A 14534-nucleotide genomic window follows, 5' to 3' on the forward strand; every position below is an offset into this window, starting at 1 on the left:
GACCGTCTCGGACCACGCGGCGCGCGGCCCGGACAGGGCCGCCGCATCACGCCCGCGAGAACTCGAACTCCGCGTTGATGGCTTTCCAGTCGTTGTAATACGGCGCGTACTGGGCCGGGATCTTGTAGGGCGCGCAGCGACGCACCGCGCGCTGGGCCGCCTCGGCGATGGAGCGGTCCACCGCGTTCGCGCCGCCGCGCATGATGCGGGGCTCGGAGGTGAGCGTACCGTCCGGGTTGAGCCGGATGTCGAGCATCGGCAGGACGACGCCCTGGGTCGCACCCGGAGGCGCCACGTAGCAGCGCTCGATCTGCTGCTGGAGCATCCCCACCAGGGCGTCCCTGAGGGACGGTGACAGGCGCTGCGCAGTGCCGGAGGCCGCCCCCAGGGAGGCGGTGCGCTGCACCTCGCGCCCTGTGGCACCGGTGGATTGCGACGGCGCCTTCGAGGCCAGCAGCGAGCGGATGTCGCCCGCGCTGAACTTCTCGGCGAGTTCGGCCTGCTTCTTGGCCTTGGCCTCCCCATCGGCCTTCGCCTTGGCATCCGCCATCGCCTTGGCCTTCGCCTTGGCGGCCGCGTCGGCGCGGGCCTTGGCAGCGGCTTCGGCCTTCGCTTCGGCTTCCGCCTCTGCCTTCGCCTCGGCGAGTTCCTTCTGGCGCTCCGCGTCCGCCTTGGCCTTGGCCTCCGCGACGGCCTTCGCCTTGGCTTCCGCCTCCTTCTCGGCCTTGGCTTCCGCGTCGGCCCTGGCCTTGGACTCGGCCTTCGCCCTGGCGGCGGCAACGGCCTTCGCGGCTTCCGCCTTCGCGGCAGCCTCGGCCTTGGCCTCGGCCTCGGCTTCCTGCTTCTCGATGAGCTGGGCGAGCTGCTCGCGCTTGACCGCCTCGGCCTTCGCCTTGGCCGCGGCGGCGGTCTTGGCTTCCGCAGCGGCGGCTTTCGCCTCGGCGGCCGCGGCAGCCTTCGCTTCGGCCGCGGCTGCGGCCTTGGCAGCCTCGGCCTTGGCAGCCTTTTCGGCCGCCTCCGCCTTGGCAGCTTCCTTCGCGGCTTCCTTCGCGGCTTCCTTCGCGGCTTCCTTGGCGGCTTCCTTGGCGGCCTCGGCCTTGGCTTCCTGCGGGTCGGGCTCGCTGGAGCGCAGGGGCATCTCCTCGGCGCTGGCCACCTTCATGTCGGCGGGGCGCTTCGGCGGAGCCGGGGCATCGACCTTGGCGTTCTCGGGCTCGCGCTCCTCGGCCTTCTCGGCGACCCGGTCGGCGCGCGGCTTGGCGTTGGGCTGCGGCGCGTCGGCGTTGCGCTCGCCCTTCGTGAGTTCCGAATATTGCTGCTCGGTCATGACCTCGACGGGCACGCCCTCCTGCGCGTCCGGCAGGGCGGGCGCCGCCACCGACAGCAGGGCGACCGTCAGCAGGCCGACATGCGTCGCCGCCGAGACCCAGACGCCCGGTTCACTGCGCTTGAAGGGGATTCGCACCGCCGGCGCCCGCTACTTCTGGTCCGGCTCGGTGACCAGGGCGACCTTCTTGAAGCCGCCGCCCGTCACGATCGCCATCACCTGGGCGACGCGGCCGTAATCGACCCGCTTGTCGCCGCGCACGAAGACCCGCTCCTCGAACCCGGCCTTCGAGCTCTCGGTGAGCTTCGGGACGATGGTGTCGTCGGAGAGCTCGGCCTCGCCGAGGAAGACCTGGCCCGACTGGCGGATCGACAGCGTCACCGGCTTGGTGTCGGAGTTCAGCGGGCTCGCCTTCGATTGCGGCAGGTCGAGGGGCACGCCCACCGTCATCATCGGCGCCGCGACCATGAAGACGATCAGGAGCACGAGCACGACGTCGATGAACGGCGTCATGTTGATCTCGTTGATGGCCGCGTGCCGGCGTCCCCGCCGACGCCGTCCGCCACCACCCTGCGCTGCTCCGTGGGCCATGCCCATGATCGTTCCTCGGGTGTGGGGGTGGGATCAGGCGACGAGCGAGAGGCGCTCGTCGATCTGCCGGGAGAGGATGGCGGAGAACTCGTCGGCGAAGCCCTCGAGGCGCGACTGGTTCTTGGCCACCGTCGATTGCAGCTTGTTGTAGGCGAGCACGGCGGGGATCGCGGCGAAGAGGCCGATGGCGGTGGCGAACAGCGCCTCCGCGATGCCCGGCGCCACCACGGCCAGCGAGGTGTTCTTGGAGGCCGCGATCGAGGTGAAGGCGGTCATGATGCCCCAGACCGTGCCGAACAGGCCGATATAGGGGCCGGCCGAGCCGATGGAGGCGAGGAAGAGCAGGCGGGACTCGAGGCGCTCGACCTCGCGCTGGATCGTCACGTCCAGCACCTTGTCGATGCGCTGGGACAGGCTCTGGATCTGGCGGCCGGAGCCTTCGAAGGAGCGCTTCCACTCTCGCATGGCGGCCACGAACAGGGCGCCCTGCCCCACCGGCTGGCGGTCGTTGAACGAGCGGTAGAGCTCCTCCAGGGAGCGGCCGGACCAGAACGCCTCCTCGAAGGCGTCCATCTCGGCCTTGGTGCGGCGGAACAGCAGGGTCTTGTCGACGATGATCGACCAGCACCAGACCGAGGCGCCGATCAGCCCGAGCATCACGACCTTCACGACGAAGTGCGCCTGAAGGAAGAGGCCGAGCAGCGTCATGTCGGGGGCCGGCATCGCCTGCATGGCATCGGCTGGGTTCATGACATGATCCTCGAAAAACCCCGCGCGGAACCGTCACGGAACCGGTGGTCCGTCCTGCGCGCTTCAACCGGAACCTTGAGCGATTTCAAGGCTCAATGGCCCGCGAATCTGTCGAAAGTATGGGCCGGCCTTGTGCATCGCACGCGTCCGCTCCGACCGCAGTTAAGCACCCGGCAGGGTTAACATTCCCTTGCCGGGGCCGGACCCGGGGGACGCGGCCCGCGATCCGGGCGTCCCGCCGTCACGGGCGCGGAATCCTCCAGCGCACCATCGGCGATACTGGCCTTACGGCTGAACCAAAACGTCTCACCTTCGGTTTAACACTTTTTTAATTAACATAGATCATATTTTTCGAACGGGGGAAATACTCGGCACCGCGCAGAAAGTCTGGTTCTATGAATAGTCAGAGGAAGATCTTCGGCGCATTGCGTCGGTCTCGATCCGATGCCCTGGCCGACACCATGTCGCAAATCGATCCGGAAGCCGTGCTGAATGCGCTTCCGGTCAACGTCCTGGTGCTCGATCCCGTCACCGCGAACATCACCTATGCCAATCGGCGCAGCATCGAGACCATGCATGCGCTGAGGCAATATTTGCCGCGGGAAGTGAACCCCGACCGGATGGTGGGCACGTCGATGGACGTGTTCCACAAGAACCCCCACCATCAGCGCAGCATCGTCGCCGATCCGTCTCGCCTGCCCTGGCGCACCAAGATCCGGCTCGGCCCCAAGACCCTCGACCTGCACGTCTCGGCGGTGATGGCACAGGGCGCCTACATCGCGGCCGTGCTGTCCTGGGCCGACGTGACCCCCTTCACCGACGCGATCTCGGCCTTCGACACCGCGATCCAGACCGCCCTGGATGCCGCCGGCGGCGCCACCGACACCATGCGCGATTCCGCCAACCAGGTCCTCCAGAAGACGGGCGAGACCTCCGACGCCGCCGCCACGGCGTCGTCGGGCGCCATCGGCACCTCGGCCAACGTCCGGACCGTGGCCAGGGCCGTGGAGGAACTGAACGCCGCGAACGCCGAGATCACGCAGCAGATGAACCGCTCCCGCTCGGTGACCGGCGAGGCGGTGGAGGAAGCGCGCCAGGCGGTGGCGAGCGTGCGCGCGCTCAGCGAGAACTCGAATCACATCGGTCAGGTCGTCGGGATGATCGGCCAGATCGCCAGCCAGACCAACCTGCTCGCCCTCAACGCGACCATCGAGGCGGCGCGCGCCGGACCGGCCGGGCGGGGCTTCGCCGTCGTCGCCAGCGAGGTCAAGGAACTCGCGGCCCAGACCGCCCGGGCGACGGACGACGTCTCGCGTCAGGTCGCGATGATCCAGACCGCGACGACGTCCACGGCCTCGACCATCGAGCGGATCGCCGGGATCATCGCCCGCATCGACGAGAGCGCGATCTCCGTCGGCTCCGCCGTCGAGGAGCAGTCGGCCACCTCCACCGAGATCCGCCGCAGCGTCGAGGAGGCCTCCGGCCGGACCGAGACGGTGAGTTCCAGCGTCGCGGCGGTCGCCCTGAGCGCGACGGATTCGGCCAGTTCGGCCGAGCGGATGCTGCGCGCGACGGCGGACCTCAATCGCGAGATCGAGGCCGTGGCGGCCGCGGTGAAGCTCTTCCTCGGCGAGGTCCGCAAGATCTGAGGCGGCGTGCCCGGCGACCGGGCGGGGCGCCGAATCCCGGCCCCGCGGCCCCGCTATTCCCAGAGCGCGGAGCCGGGATCGCCCCGCTCCGGCGACAGGACCTGCCGCAGGCTGTCGGGCAGGCGGACCGCGCGCCCGTCGCGGACGCAGGCGACCACGACCTCGGCCTTCACGAGGCGTTCGTCCCCGCGCCGCACCTCCTGGGCGAGGTGCATCGAGGCGCCCTTCATCGCGCTGGTCCAGGTCCGGATCTCGAGGAGATCGTCCATCCGCGCCGGCTTCGCGTAGTCGATCACCATGCGGCGCACGACGAAGTGCAGGCCGGCCGCGTCCCGGTGCAGGTCGGATTGATCGCCCGCGAGCCCGCGCAGGAGTTCGGTGCGCCCCCGCTCCATGAAGCGCAGGTAGCTCGCGTGGTAGACGAAGCCCGAGAAGTCGGTGTCCTCGTAGTAGACGCGCACCGCCAGGGCGTGGACGCCGGGTTCGGACTGGGTCAACGGCGAGTCTCCCGGATTCGTGATGCATGACTGCGCGGGCCGGATCGCGGCCCCGGGCCGGCGGCTGGCCCGCCCTGCGACGGTGCCTCCGGCGGCTGCGAAGGGCCGGCCCTGCCTCGCGGGCGGCGGGCCGCTCTAGCAGATTCCCGAGGGCGGGCAACGCGCCCCCTCCGCGGCGCCGGTGCTCCGGGCCGATCGGCGCGGGCCGCGCGTCCGGCCATTTCCCTGCGCAGAGCTAAAATCCGGCCCAAATCCGCGGAAGAAAAATTAATCCGTTCCCACGTTGATCAGCCGGAAGGCGCGCGTGCGCCGAGCTCTCGACGTTTTTGCACAAAGACATCGATGCGCTCCGGCGCGATGTCTGTGCCGCGACGGCGGCACGCAGGATAGGATGATGTTGACGACCAGCGTTCGGAGACGATTGGCTCATCTGATCACAGCGACCAAAGATCTTTGCGCCAGCTCCTTCGTCTTGCTGGCGACGGCTGGCGGTATTCTCGGTCTGGCCATTGCGGCGAGCGCGGGCCTCTTCATCGCGGATCTGCACGGGCGGGCCATCGCCGACACCGAGCAGAACCTCGTCAGCCTGACCACCGTCCTGGCCGACCAGGCCGACCGTGCCCTCCAGGCCATCGAACTGGTGCAGGAGTCCCTGATCGACGAGATCCGCGCCGCCGAGGTGGCCACCCCGACCGCCTTCGCGGCGCAGATGGGAACGCGGTCCATGCACGACTCCCTGCGGGCGCGGACGGCGGCGCTGCCCCAGGTCAATGCCGTCACGGTGGTCGACCACACCGGCAAGCTGCGCAACTTCACCCGGTTCTGGCCGATCCCGGACGTGAACATCGCCGACCGCGCCTACTTCAAGGCCCTGGCGTCGGACCCGCTGCTGCAGCGCTTCGTCAGCGAGCCGGTGCAGAACCGCGGCAACGGAACCTGGACCCTGTACATCGCCCGCAAGATCTCCGCCCCGGACGGGACCTTCCTCGGGCTCGTGCTCGGCGCGGTGGAACTGCAATACTTCGCCGGCCTCTACGGCCAGATCGCGCCGCAACCCGACTACGCCATCTCGCTGTTCCGCACCGACGGCGTGCTCCTGGTGCGCCATCCATACCGGGAGAATGCGATCGGCCGCGGCTACGTCACCACCGGCGCCGCCCTGATCGCCCAGCGCAACAGGGCCGGCGGCGTGACCCGGACGGTCAGTCCCATCGATGCGCAGGATCGGCTCGTCGCGACCCGCACGCTCTCGAACTATCCGGCGATCCTCAGCGTCAGCCGGACCACGGCGGCGGCCCTCGCGCCCTGGCGCCGTCAGGCCACGGTGCTGGGGGCGGCCGCCTTTCTCCTCGACCTCGGCCTCGTCGGCCTCTTCGTGCTCGGCCGGCGCCAGGCCCGCGGGCAGGCCATGCTCCTGCGCGCGGAGGAGCGGGTCCGGAGCGAGCACGCGTTGCGCACCCAGTATGCCCGCTTCGGCATCGCCCTCGACAACATGGCCCAGGGCCTCTGCCTGTTCGACCTCGACGATCGCCTGATCGTGATGAACGCGCGCTACGTCGAACTCCACGACGTGCCCCCCGATCTGCGCCAGCCCGGCACGACGCTGGGCGCCATCCGGGCCCATCTCGCGGCCGGCAACGGCGATCGCCCCCCGCCCTGGCCGGCCTCGGACCACGCCTCGGCGACGCCGGGCTCCTTCACCTGGGATCTCGCCGACGGGCGGGCCATCGCCGTCAAGCACGTCCCGATCCGCGGCGGCTGGCAATGCACCCACGAGGACATCACGGAACGCCGTCAGAGCGAGGCCCGGATCGTCCGGATGGCCCGGCACGACGCGCTGACCGGGCTGCCCAACCGCGCCTTCCTGCGCGAGCACATGGCGGACATGCTCACCGCCCGCGGGCCCGGCACGCGGACGGCGGTGCTCTACCTCGATCTCGACGGCTTCAAGGGGGTCAACGACACGCTCGGCCACCCGGCGGGCGATGCGCTCCTGTGCCTGACCGCGCAGCGCCTGCAGGACGGCCTGCGCGCGTCGGACTTCGTGGCGCGCCTCGGCGGCGACGAATTCGCCATCGTCCAATCCGACATCGGCGCGCCCGCCGATGCGGCGGAACTCGCCGCGCGGCTCGTGGCCGCCCTGCGGGCGCCCTTCACGGTTCAGGATCAGGAGATCGTCATCGGGACCAGCATCGGCATCGCGCTCGTGGAGCCGTCCGATGCGGACAGCGAGGCCGTGCTGCGCCGCGCCGACGTGGCCCTGTACCAGGCCAAGGCGGCGGGCCGCGGCACCTGGCGCTTCTTCCAGACCGAGATGGACAAGGACATCCAGCGCCGGCATCACCTCGGCGCCGAGTTGCGGCGCGCCCTGGCCGGCCATCAGTTCGAACTGCATTACCAGCCCCTCGTCGCCGCGCGGAGCCGGACCCTCAACGGCCTCGAGGCCTTGCTGCGCTGGCGCCATCCGGAACGCGGCCTCATCGATCCGGCGACCTTCATCCCGCTGGCCGAGGAGATGGGATTGATCCGCGAGATCGGCGCCTGGGTCCTGGCGCAAGCCTGCCGCGAGGCGGCGACCTGGCCGGACGCCCTGAAGATCGCCGTGAACATCTCCTCCGTGCAGTTCGTCCGCGGCGACCTCTTCGAGGACGTGTCGCGGGCGCTGATCGGCTCCGGGCTGATGGCGAGCCGCCTGGAACTGGAGGTCACCGAATCCGTCCTGCTGCGCGACCATGCCGAGACCTTCCGGATCCTGCACCGGCTGCAGGCGCTGGGCCTGCAGATCGCGATGGACGATTTCGGCACGGGCTACTCGAGCGTCAGCTACCTGCGGCGCTTCCCCTTCGACAAGCTCAAGATCGACCAGTCCTTCGTCCGCACCCTCGGACAGGAGAACGGAAGCGTCGCCATCGTCCGGGCGCTGGTGGGTCTGGGCAAGGCCTGCGGCATGGGCGTGGTCGCCGAGGGGGTCGAGACGGAGGAGCAGGCGGCCATCCTCGAGGCGGAGGGCTGCAACGAACTCCAGGGCTTCCTCTTCAGCCGTCCCCTGCCGGCGGCCGACCTCAAGGACATCCTGGCGCGCCGGGCCTTCGCCGGACCGGACCTCGCGGGTGCCCGCTCCGACCAGAAGCGCCACCGCGACGCGGCCTGACGCCTCGGCCGGGCGCGCCCGGCTCCTACGAACGCCGGTCGAATCCTCTCGGGATGGCGGGGTTCGGTGATCCGCGAGCGCCGCGCCGGCTTGCCGATGCGGCGCCCGCTTCGATCGAGCGGACCTCGTATCAGGCGTCCGGATCGTTGGAATTGAACAGGCCGAACTGTCCGCTCGGCTCACGGCGGGGTTCGGGAAAGCCCATGTGGCGGAAGGCGTGGGGGGTGAGCATGCGCCCGCGCGGCGTGCGCTGGACGAAGCCCTTCTGGATCAGGAACGGCTCGATGATGTCCTCGATCGCATCGCGCGGCTCCGACAGGGCCGCGGCGATGGTCTCGATTCCGACCGGACCGCCGTTGAAGGACGTCGCGATCATCGTCAGGTACTTGCGATCCATCACGTCGAGACCGGCCGGATCGACGTCGAGGAGTTGCAGCGCACGGTCTGCGATGGCCCGGGTCACCGTCGGCGCATCGGCCACGATGGCGAAGTCGCGCACCCGGCGCAGCAGGCGCCCGGCGATGCGGGGCGTGCCCCGAGCGCGCTTGGCGATCTCGTTGGCGCCCTCCGGCGACATGCCGAGGCCGAGCACGCGGGCGCCGCGGCTGACGATGAGTTCGAGCTCGTCGACGTCGTAGAATTCCAGCCGGATCGGGATGCCGAAGCGATCGCGCAGCGGCGTGGTCAGCAGGCCCGCGCGGGTGGTGGCCCCGACCAGGGTGAATTTCGGCAGCTCGATCTTGACCGAGCGGGCGGCCGGCCCCTCGCCGATGATGAGGTCGAGCTGGTAATCCTCCATCGCCGGATAGAGGATCTCCTCCACCGCCGGGTTGAGGCGGTGGATCTCGTCGATGAAGAGCACGTCGCGCTCTTCCAGATTCGTCAGCTGGGCGGCGAGGTCCCCCGCCTTGGCGATGACCGGGCCGGAGGTGGAGCGGAAGTTCACGCCGAGTTCGCGGGCGACGATCTGGGCCAGCGTCGTCTTGCCGAGGCCAGGCGGCCCGACGAACAGCACGTGGTCGAGGGCCGAGCCGGTCTTCTTGGCCGATTCGATGAAGATGCTCATGTTGGCGCGCGCCGCCCGCTGCCCGATGAACTCGGACAGGCTCAACGGGCGGATCGACTGCTCCAGGTCGTCCTCGCGCCGCTCGGGCGTCAGGAGCGATTCCGGAAGCGGATGCAGAGTCGGCGATGGCGGCTTCGACGCGGCGGAGCGCGACGACGGAGACTTGGGAAGCTTGCTCACACGGACTCTCGGTGGGGGCGGCGGCGCCCTGTGTCCATCATCTGTTCTCGCGCTGGATGTCGCACAAAGGCGCCGTTCGCGCTACATTCTCAGCGCGGCGACGGGCGGCCACCGACCGGGGGATCCGTCGTGGACGGTGCGTCGCAGGACTTCGGATGGATGGCCCGCGACGCCTTCGAGGAACGCCTCGCGGACAAGCCTCGCGACGAACGCCGGGAACCGACCGGCGGGCCGCGTGATCCGGATGACGCGGCGGGCGGCGCCCGCCAGGCCTTCACGCGGACGTTCTTCCCGAGGAGCCGCGCCGCGGAAGCGGCGATGCCGCCGGAGGTGCCCGTGGTCTGCGGCGCCGTCGCGCCGGGGGCGGCCTCGGTCGACACCCCGCGCGGGGCGTTCGAGGTGCGCTCCTCGGGCACGGAGGCCCGGGACCGCTTCGAAACAGGGCAGATCGGCCAGCGGCTGCCCGCGCTTCGGCATTCCGTGCGGGTCGCCCGGGATCGCGCGCACTCGACGTCCATGATCGGGCGAAAGGCGTCCGGCAGGGCTTCCGGGTCGTCGGGGACGTCGACGGCACGCTCGACCGGCCGGCGATCGGCGTCACCCTGCCCTTGCGCGAGATCGATCAGGCGCGTCCTGTCGGGCTGAGCGCCGGGCCCGCGAGCCCGGCGCGGTCCGGGTCCTACTCGGCTTCCGGCGCGATCGGCTCCAGGCCGCCGATGTGCTTCTGGGCGTAGAGCGGCAGGCCGATCTGGCCGATCAGTTCCAGCTGCGTCTCGAGGAAGTCGATATGGCCTTCCTCGTCCTCGGCCAGATCCTCGAACAGGCGCTTCGACACGCGGTCGTTGATCGAGTCGCAGTACTGGGCCGCCTCGAGGTAGAGCGCGCGCGCCTCGTTCTCGGCGGCGAGATCGCACTCGATGATCTCCTGGACGTTCTGGCCGATCCGCAGGGGGTCGAGTTCCTGCAGGTTCGGGAAGCCGTCGAGGAACAGGATCCGGTCGACGAAGCGATCGGCATGCTGCATCTCTTCGATGGATTCCTTGCGCCAGAACTTGGCGAGATCGATGTAGCCCCAATCGTTCAGCATGCGGAAATGCAGCCAGTACTGGCTGACCGCCGTGAGCTCGCTGCGCAGTCCCCGATTGAGGTACTCGACGACCTTCGCATCACCCTTCATCCGCCCAATCTCCCTTGAGGCACGTTAAGCCGGAGGGGAGCTTCAGCACCCGGAATGGGCGCTCAGGCGGCGATCCCCTCCTCCGCAGTCTGGACCTTGACCAAACTACAGGTGCTCGCGCAAGTCGCAGTACACGCATGCGCCGCCTCGTCGAGGGCATTTTGCAGGATGCCGCGGATGGTCCGGGCGCAGCGGCCGCATTTCGGGCTGCAGCCGAGGCAGGCCTGGACCTGAGCCGGCGTGCGCGGACAATCCGGGCCGCGATGCAGGCAGGCGCGCACCGCGCGATCGGACAGGACGTTGCAGGAACAGACGATCATGCGGGACCGTGACTCGTGCGTGGCTCGTGCCGTGGGATGAGGCCGCCGGATGGGTTTCCACCCGGCCACTTCGTCGAATCTGAGGCGGTGCTGACGCCGGAGCGCAAAAGCTGAGCCCGTGCATCGGATTGGCGGGTAGATTAGAATAGTTGAAAACTGCTTTACTTTCAGCAGGTTAGTCGTCTTCTCCCCAACTGGCAACGGGGATCGCCAGCGTCAAGGGTCCACGCGCACCGGGGAGGGATCGCGCTCACCGGGCGAGTTCGCGCAGGCCCAGCCGGATCAGGGTCTTGGCCTCGGCGCCCTCGCCCGCATTCTTGAGGGCCTCGGCGATGGCGGCCGACGCCTGGACGGGGGCATAGCCGAGATTGACCAGGGCGGAGATCGCGTCGGCGACGGGCTGCGGCGCGGTGCGGGCTTCGACCGCACCCGACAGCGCGATCACCGCGGGATCGATGGGCGCGAAGGCCGGAGCCTTGTCCTTCAGTTCCGCCACCAGACGTGCCGCGAGGCGCGGGCCGACGCCGGGCGCCCGCGCCACCGCGCCCTTGTCGCCCAGGGCGATGGCCGAGGCGAGGGCCGCGGGTTCGAGCACCGAGAGCAGTCCGAGGGCGACCTTGCTGCCCACGCCCTGAACGGTCTGGAGCAGGCGGAACCACTCGCGCTCGGCATCCGAGCGGAAGCCGTAGAGCCGGATCATGTCCTCCCGGACATAGGTCTCGATCGCGAGGTCCGCCGCCTCGCCGATGCCGGGCAGGCGCTGGAGGGTCCGGGCGGAGCAATGGACCACGTAGCCGACACCCTGCACGTCGAGGATCACGAAATCCTCGCCATAGGAATCCACCACGCCCTTCAGCTTGCCGATCATCGCCCCGCCCATCCCTCGCGCCGCCGGATGCCCAGCCGTCGGCGGATTGCCTACAGGGCGGCGCGGGCGAGCGCCATGCGCCCCGTCGCGACAGCGGCGCTCCCCGCCTTGAGGCCGCGCGGCGTTCGTGAAATCAAAGGCGCCCTGCCCGACACAGATGGATGACCGCCCCGATGCGCCAGACCGCGCTGCTCCTCGCCTTCGGGCTCCTGTTCGCCACCGGCCCGCGCGTGGCGGCGGAAACCCCGGCCGCGGCACCGCCCGCCGCGCCGTCCGGCGATCCGACGCAGGTGCGTCCGGGGGCCTACGTCCTCGATCCGGCCCACGGCAAGATCACCTGGTCCGTGAGCCATCTCGGCTTCTCGACCTATTACGGGCAGATCACCGACGTGTCCGCGCAGGCGGTGCTCGACCCGAAGGAGCCGGCGAAATCCACCCTGACGGTCACGATCGGCACCGACAGCGTCAACGGCCTGAACGAGCAGCTCAACCAGCACCTCAAGGCGCCGGACTTCTTCGACACCGCCAGGTTCCCCAAGGCCACGTTCACCGCCACCAGCGTCGAGCCGACGAGCCCGACCACCGCGCGGGTCAACGGCGACCTCACGCTCAAGGGCGTGACGAAGGCGGTCGCCTTCGACGCCACCTTCAACCAGGCCGGGATCAACCCGGTCAACAAGGCCTACACCGTCGGCTTCGATGGACGCGCGGTGATCAGGCGCTCGGATTTCGGCATCAGCGCCTTCCTGCCGCTCCTGGGCGACGACGTGTCCCTGCGGATCGAGGGCGAGTTCAAGGCCGTGGAGTGAGGGCACCCTCCCCCGTCCGCAGCCGCCGGTAGATCTCCGCGAGCAGAGCGGTCACCAGGACGAGCAGGGCCATGTCGATGAGGCTCGAGGCGAAGATCCGGACCGCCAGCACGAACGCGGGCAGGTCGGCACCGGACCGCTCGGGCGCATGCAGCATGCGGTCGATGAGGCCGAGGGGCAGGATCGTCGCGATCAGGATCAGGCCGATGCGCGCGGTCGACGCGCGCGTCATCGCGAACACCGCGCGCAGGGTCGCGTCGGGCGCGCCGAGCGCCAGGGCGGGCGCCAGCATGCTGGTCCGGATCTGCAGGAGCAGCAGGGCGATCCAGGCCGAGAAGCCGACGATCAGCCGGCCCGGCCCGAGCATGTCCGACGAGAGCGCGCGGTCGAGCAGCCCGCTGGCCAGGAGCCAGAACAGTTCGAGGGCGAGGAAGTCCCGGAACGGGCCGGCCCGGCCCTCGGCGACCGCGCGCACGGAGCCGCCCGCGCCGAGGACGAGCCGGAACATCGCCATCCAGTAGGGCGCGAGCAGGATCGTGCAGGCGCAATCGACGAGGAAGACGTCGTCCCGGAAGCGGGCGGGTGCCGTCGGATCGCCCATCAGCGTATGGGCCGCTTCCTTGGCCAGGACGACGACGAAGGCCACGGTCGTGGCCGGGCCGAGGGCGCGGACGGACCGGAGCCCGGAAGCTCCGGCGTCGCGCAGCGTGTCGCCGATCGGCAGAGTCGGGCGCATCGCCCCTTGGTCGGCCATTCCCCTCGCTCTCCGCCCGGTTCGCCCGCGTGTTCCGCCGGAGGGAACTGCACGGGCGCGCGGGGAGAGTCCAGGCCCGACCCGGTCAGCCCCGCGCCAGGGCCGCCGCGATGCGGGCCGCCGCGAGGCTGCTCGTCCCGGCGACGGGGGCGTGCTCGCGCCTCAGGGCATGGGCGCCGCGATGGCTGTTGTGGGTGATGGCGATGGCCAGCGCATCCGCGGCGTCGGCGACCTTGAACTCGGCCTTCGGCAGCAGGAACTTCACCATGGCCTGGATCTGGACCTTATCGGCGTGTCCCGACCCCGCGACCGTCTTCTTGATCAGGTTGGCCGAGTACTCGAACACCGGCATGCCGGCGAGCGCCGGGACCAGCAGCGCCACCGCGCGGGCATGCCCGAGCTTCAGCGTCGCCTGCGCGTCCTTGTTGACGAAGGTCTCCTCGACCGAGACCTCGTCCGGCTGGAACGCCCCGACGATGCGGGTGATGCCCTCGTAGAGCTCGCGCAGGCGCAGGGCGAGCGGCAGGTCCCCGTCCGAGGTGACGACGCCGCAATCGACATAGGCGAGCCTGGTGCCCGTGGCCGTGACGACGCCCCAGCCGGTGCGCCGCAGGCCCGGATCGATGCCGAGGATGCGGACGGGAACGCTCATGCGGACACGATCATGGATGGCGCGGCTCCGGGCGCGACCGTCGCGCCGTTCCGAGCGATAGGGACATACCGTGAACGGAACGTTATGCCAATCCGCGTTGCCGCGGTGGTTCCGGCAGGACCGACCGTCGCGGAACGAGCCGCTTCCGTTCGGCCGCCGACGACGGCGACCGCAGGACGCGCGAAGCCTATCCCGGTGAATCTCGACTCCAACCCGCCGGGTCTCGACCGATGCATCGAAGGCGTTCCGGTCTCGGCCCCGAACCATGTCGGAACCGGCTGACGCGGCGTTCGAGGAACGTGGGTCGCGCGCAGGGTCCGGCGCTTCGCCGATGAAGGCTGCGCGTAACCGCTTCTTAGAGGATCGCACCGTATTAACACAGGATAGATTCCCAGCGGATTGCCGTCCTCGTGTCCGACGTCGCGTCCTCCTCTCGTCCGAACCGGCTCCTCGGTGGTTTCGCGGTGATCGCGACCCTGGCGCTGCCGCTCGGCGTGCTGGCGGTTCCGATGTCGGAGACCGTGGCGGTGATCGCCCCTCCCGGCCGGGACGCCGCCGCCATCGTGGCGCGGGCGGGCGGCACCATCCTGCGTCTCGGCGCCGGGAGCAACGTCCTCGTGGTTCGGGCCGGATCGTCCGGTCTGGTCGCCCGCCTCTACGCCTCCGGGGCCTGGCTCGTCGTCGACGCCCGGTTCGCGACGGCCTGCACGCCCGCTTCCCAGACCTGAACCCCCTTCACAGCC

At 70.0% G+C, this 14534-nt stretch carries 15 protein-coding genes; 5 read left to right on the forward strand and 10 right to left on the reverse strand.

What is annotated here, in order from left to right; genetic code table 11:
* Window positions 1-46: 46 nt before the first annotated feature.
* The 3 genes from tolA to tolQ are packed head-to-tail and all read right to left on the reverse strand — an operon-like array spanning window position 47 to window position 2668.
* Window positions 47-1465 (reverse strand): cell envelope integrity protein TolA, encoded by a 1419-nt coding sequence (gene tolA / locus ACLBWX_RS15035; RefSeq protein ID WP_447677829.1) that lies wholly within the window; start codon window positions 1463-1465, stop codon window positions 47-49.
* Window positions 1466-1477: 12 nt separating this feature from the next.
* A complete protein-coding gene (locus ACLBWX_RS15040) occupies window positions 1478-1924 on the reverse strand; it encodes an ExbD/TolR family protein (protein ID WP_447677830.1) in 447 nt (148 codons plus the stop codon).
* A gap of 27 nt (window positions 1925-1951) precedes the next feature.
* Complete coding sequence (gene tolQ, locus ACLBWX_RS15045; RefSeq protein ID WP_447677831.1) at window positions 1952-2668, reverse strand: protein TolQ; 717 nt, start codon at window positions 2666-2668, stop codon at window positions 1952-1954.
* 461 nt (window positions 2669-3129) lie between these two features.
* Here tolQ and ACLBWX_RS15050 point away from each other — a divergent pair, with 461 nt between their 5' ends.
* Complete coding sequence (locus ACLBWX_RS15050) at window positions 3130-4317, forward strand: methyl-accepting chemotaxis protein (RefSeq protein WP_447677832.1); 1188 nt, start codon at window positions 3130-3132, stop codon at window positions 4315-4317.
* Window positions 4318-4370: 53 nt separating this feature from the next.
* Here ACLBWX_RS15050 and ybgC read toward each other — a convergent pair whose 3' ends face one another.
* The gene (gene ybgC, locus ACLBWX_RS15055; RefSeq protein ID WP_447677833.1) at window positions 4371-4814 is read right to left on the reverse strand and encodes a tol-pal system-associated acyl-CoA thioesterase; all 444 of its coding nucleotides are present in this window, start codon (window positions 4812-4814) and stop codon (window positions 4371-4373) included.
* A gap of 472 nt (window positions 4815-5286) precedes the next feature.
* Here ybgC and ACLBWX_RS15060 point away from each other — a divergent pair, with 472 nt between their 5' ends.
* On the forward strand, window positions 5287-7965 hold the full coding sequence (locus tag ACLBWX_RS15060; protein WP_447677834.1) for a bifunctional diguanylate cyclase/phosphodiesterase: 2679 nt from the start codon (window positions 5287-5289) through the stop codon (window positions 7963-7965).
* 130 nt (window positions 7966-8095) lie between these two features.
* Here ACLBWX_RS15060 and ruvB read toward each other — a convergent pair whose 3' ends face one another.
* Window positions 8096-9148, reverse strand: coding sequence for a Holliday junction branch migration DNA helicase RuvB (ruvB, locus tag ACLBWX_RS15065; protein ID WP_447677867.1), 1053 nt, complete (start codon window positions 9146-9148; stop codon window positions 8096-8098).
* Window positions 9149-9370: 222 nt separating this feature from the next.
* On the opposite strand from ruvB, the gene ACLBWX_RS15070 reads away from it, so the two are divergent.
* Window positions 9371-9856 carry a hypothetical protein gene (locus ACLBWX_RS15070; protein WP_447677835.1) on the forward strand — a complete coding sequence of 162 codons (486 nt, stop codon included), beginning with the start codon at window positions 9371-9373 and terminating at the stop codon, window positions 9854-9856.
* 34 nt (window positions 9857-9890) lie between these two features.
* Here the strand turns inward: ACLBWX_RS15070 and bfr are convergent, their stop codons facing one another.
* From bfr to ruvA, 3 genes are all read right to left on the reverse strand, one after another.
* Window positions 9891-10388 carry a bacterioferritin gene (bfr, locus tag ACLBWX_RS15075; RefSeq protein ID WP_447677836.1) on the reverse strand — a complete coding sequence of 166 codons (498 nt, stop codon included), beginning with the start codon at window positions 10386-10388 and terminating at the stop codon, window positions 9891-9893.
* Window positions 10389-10450: 62 nt separating this feature from the next.
* Window positions 10451-10708 (reverse strand): (2Fe-2S)-binding protein, encoded by a 258-nt coding sequence (locus ACLBWX_RS15080; protein WP_082510703.1) that lies wholly within the window; start codon window positions 10706-10708, stop codon window positions 10451-10453.
* A 250-nt stretch (window positions 10709-10958) separates the two neighbouring features.
* Window positions 10959-11576, reverse strand: a complete 618-nt coding sequence (gene ruvA / locus ACLBWX_RS15085; RefSeq protein WP_447677837.1) for a Holliday junction branch migration protein RuvA — start codon at window positions 11574-11576, stop codon at window positions 10959-10961.
* Window positions 11577-11737: 161 nt separating this feature from the next.
* Between ruvA and ACLBWX_RS15090 the strand changes: the two genes are divergently transcribed.
* Entirely contained in the window at window positions 11738-12385 is a 648-nt protein-coding gene (locus ACLBWX_RS15090) for a YceI family protein (RefSeq protein ID WP_447677838.1), read from the forward strand.
* Here the strand turns inward: ACLBWX_RS15090 and ACLBWX_RS15095 are convergent.
* Complete coding sequence (locus ACLBWX_RS15095; protein ID WP_447677839.1) at window positions 12369-13139, reverse strand: hypothetical protein; 771 nt, start codon at window positions 13137-13139, stop codon at window positions 12369-12371. The genes ACLBWX_RS15090 and ACLBWX_RS15095 overlap by 17 nt on opposite strands.
* A gap of 85 nt (window positions 13140-13224) precedes the next feature.
* Window positions 13225-13791 (reverse strand): crossover junction endodeoxyribonuclease RuvC, encoded by a 567-nt coding sequence (gene ruvC, locus ACLBWX_RS15100; RefSeq protein WP_447677840.1) that lies wholly within the window; start codon window positions 13789-13791, stop codon window positions 13225-13227.
* A gap of 410 nt (window positions 13792-14201) precedes the next feature.
* Here ruvC and ACLBWX_RS15105 point away from each other — a divergent pair, with 410 nt between their 5' ends.
* Window positions 14202-14519 (forward strand): hypothetical protein, encoded by a 318-nt coding sequence (locus ACLBWX_RS15105; RefSeq protein ID WP_447677841.1) that lies wholly within the window; start codon window positions 14202-14204, stop codon window positions 14517-14519.
* The last annotated feature ends 15 nt before the right edge of the window (window positions 14520-14534 follow it).

It is taken from the genome of Methylobacterium sp. M6A4_1b (assembly GCF_053345175.1).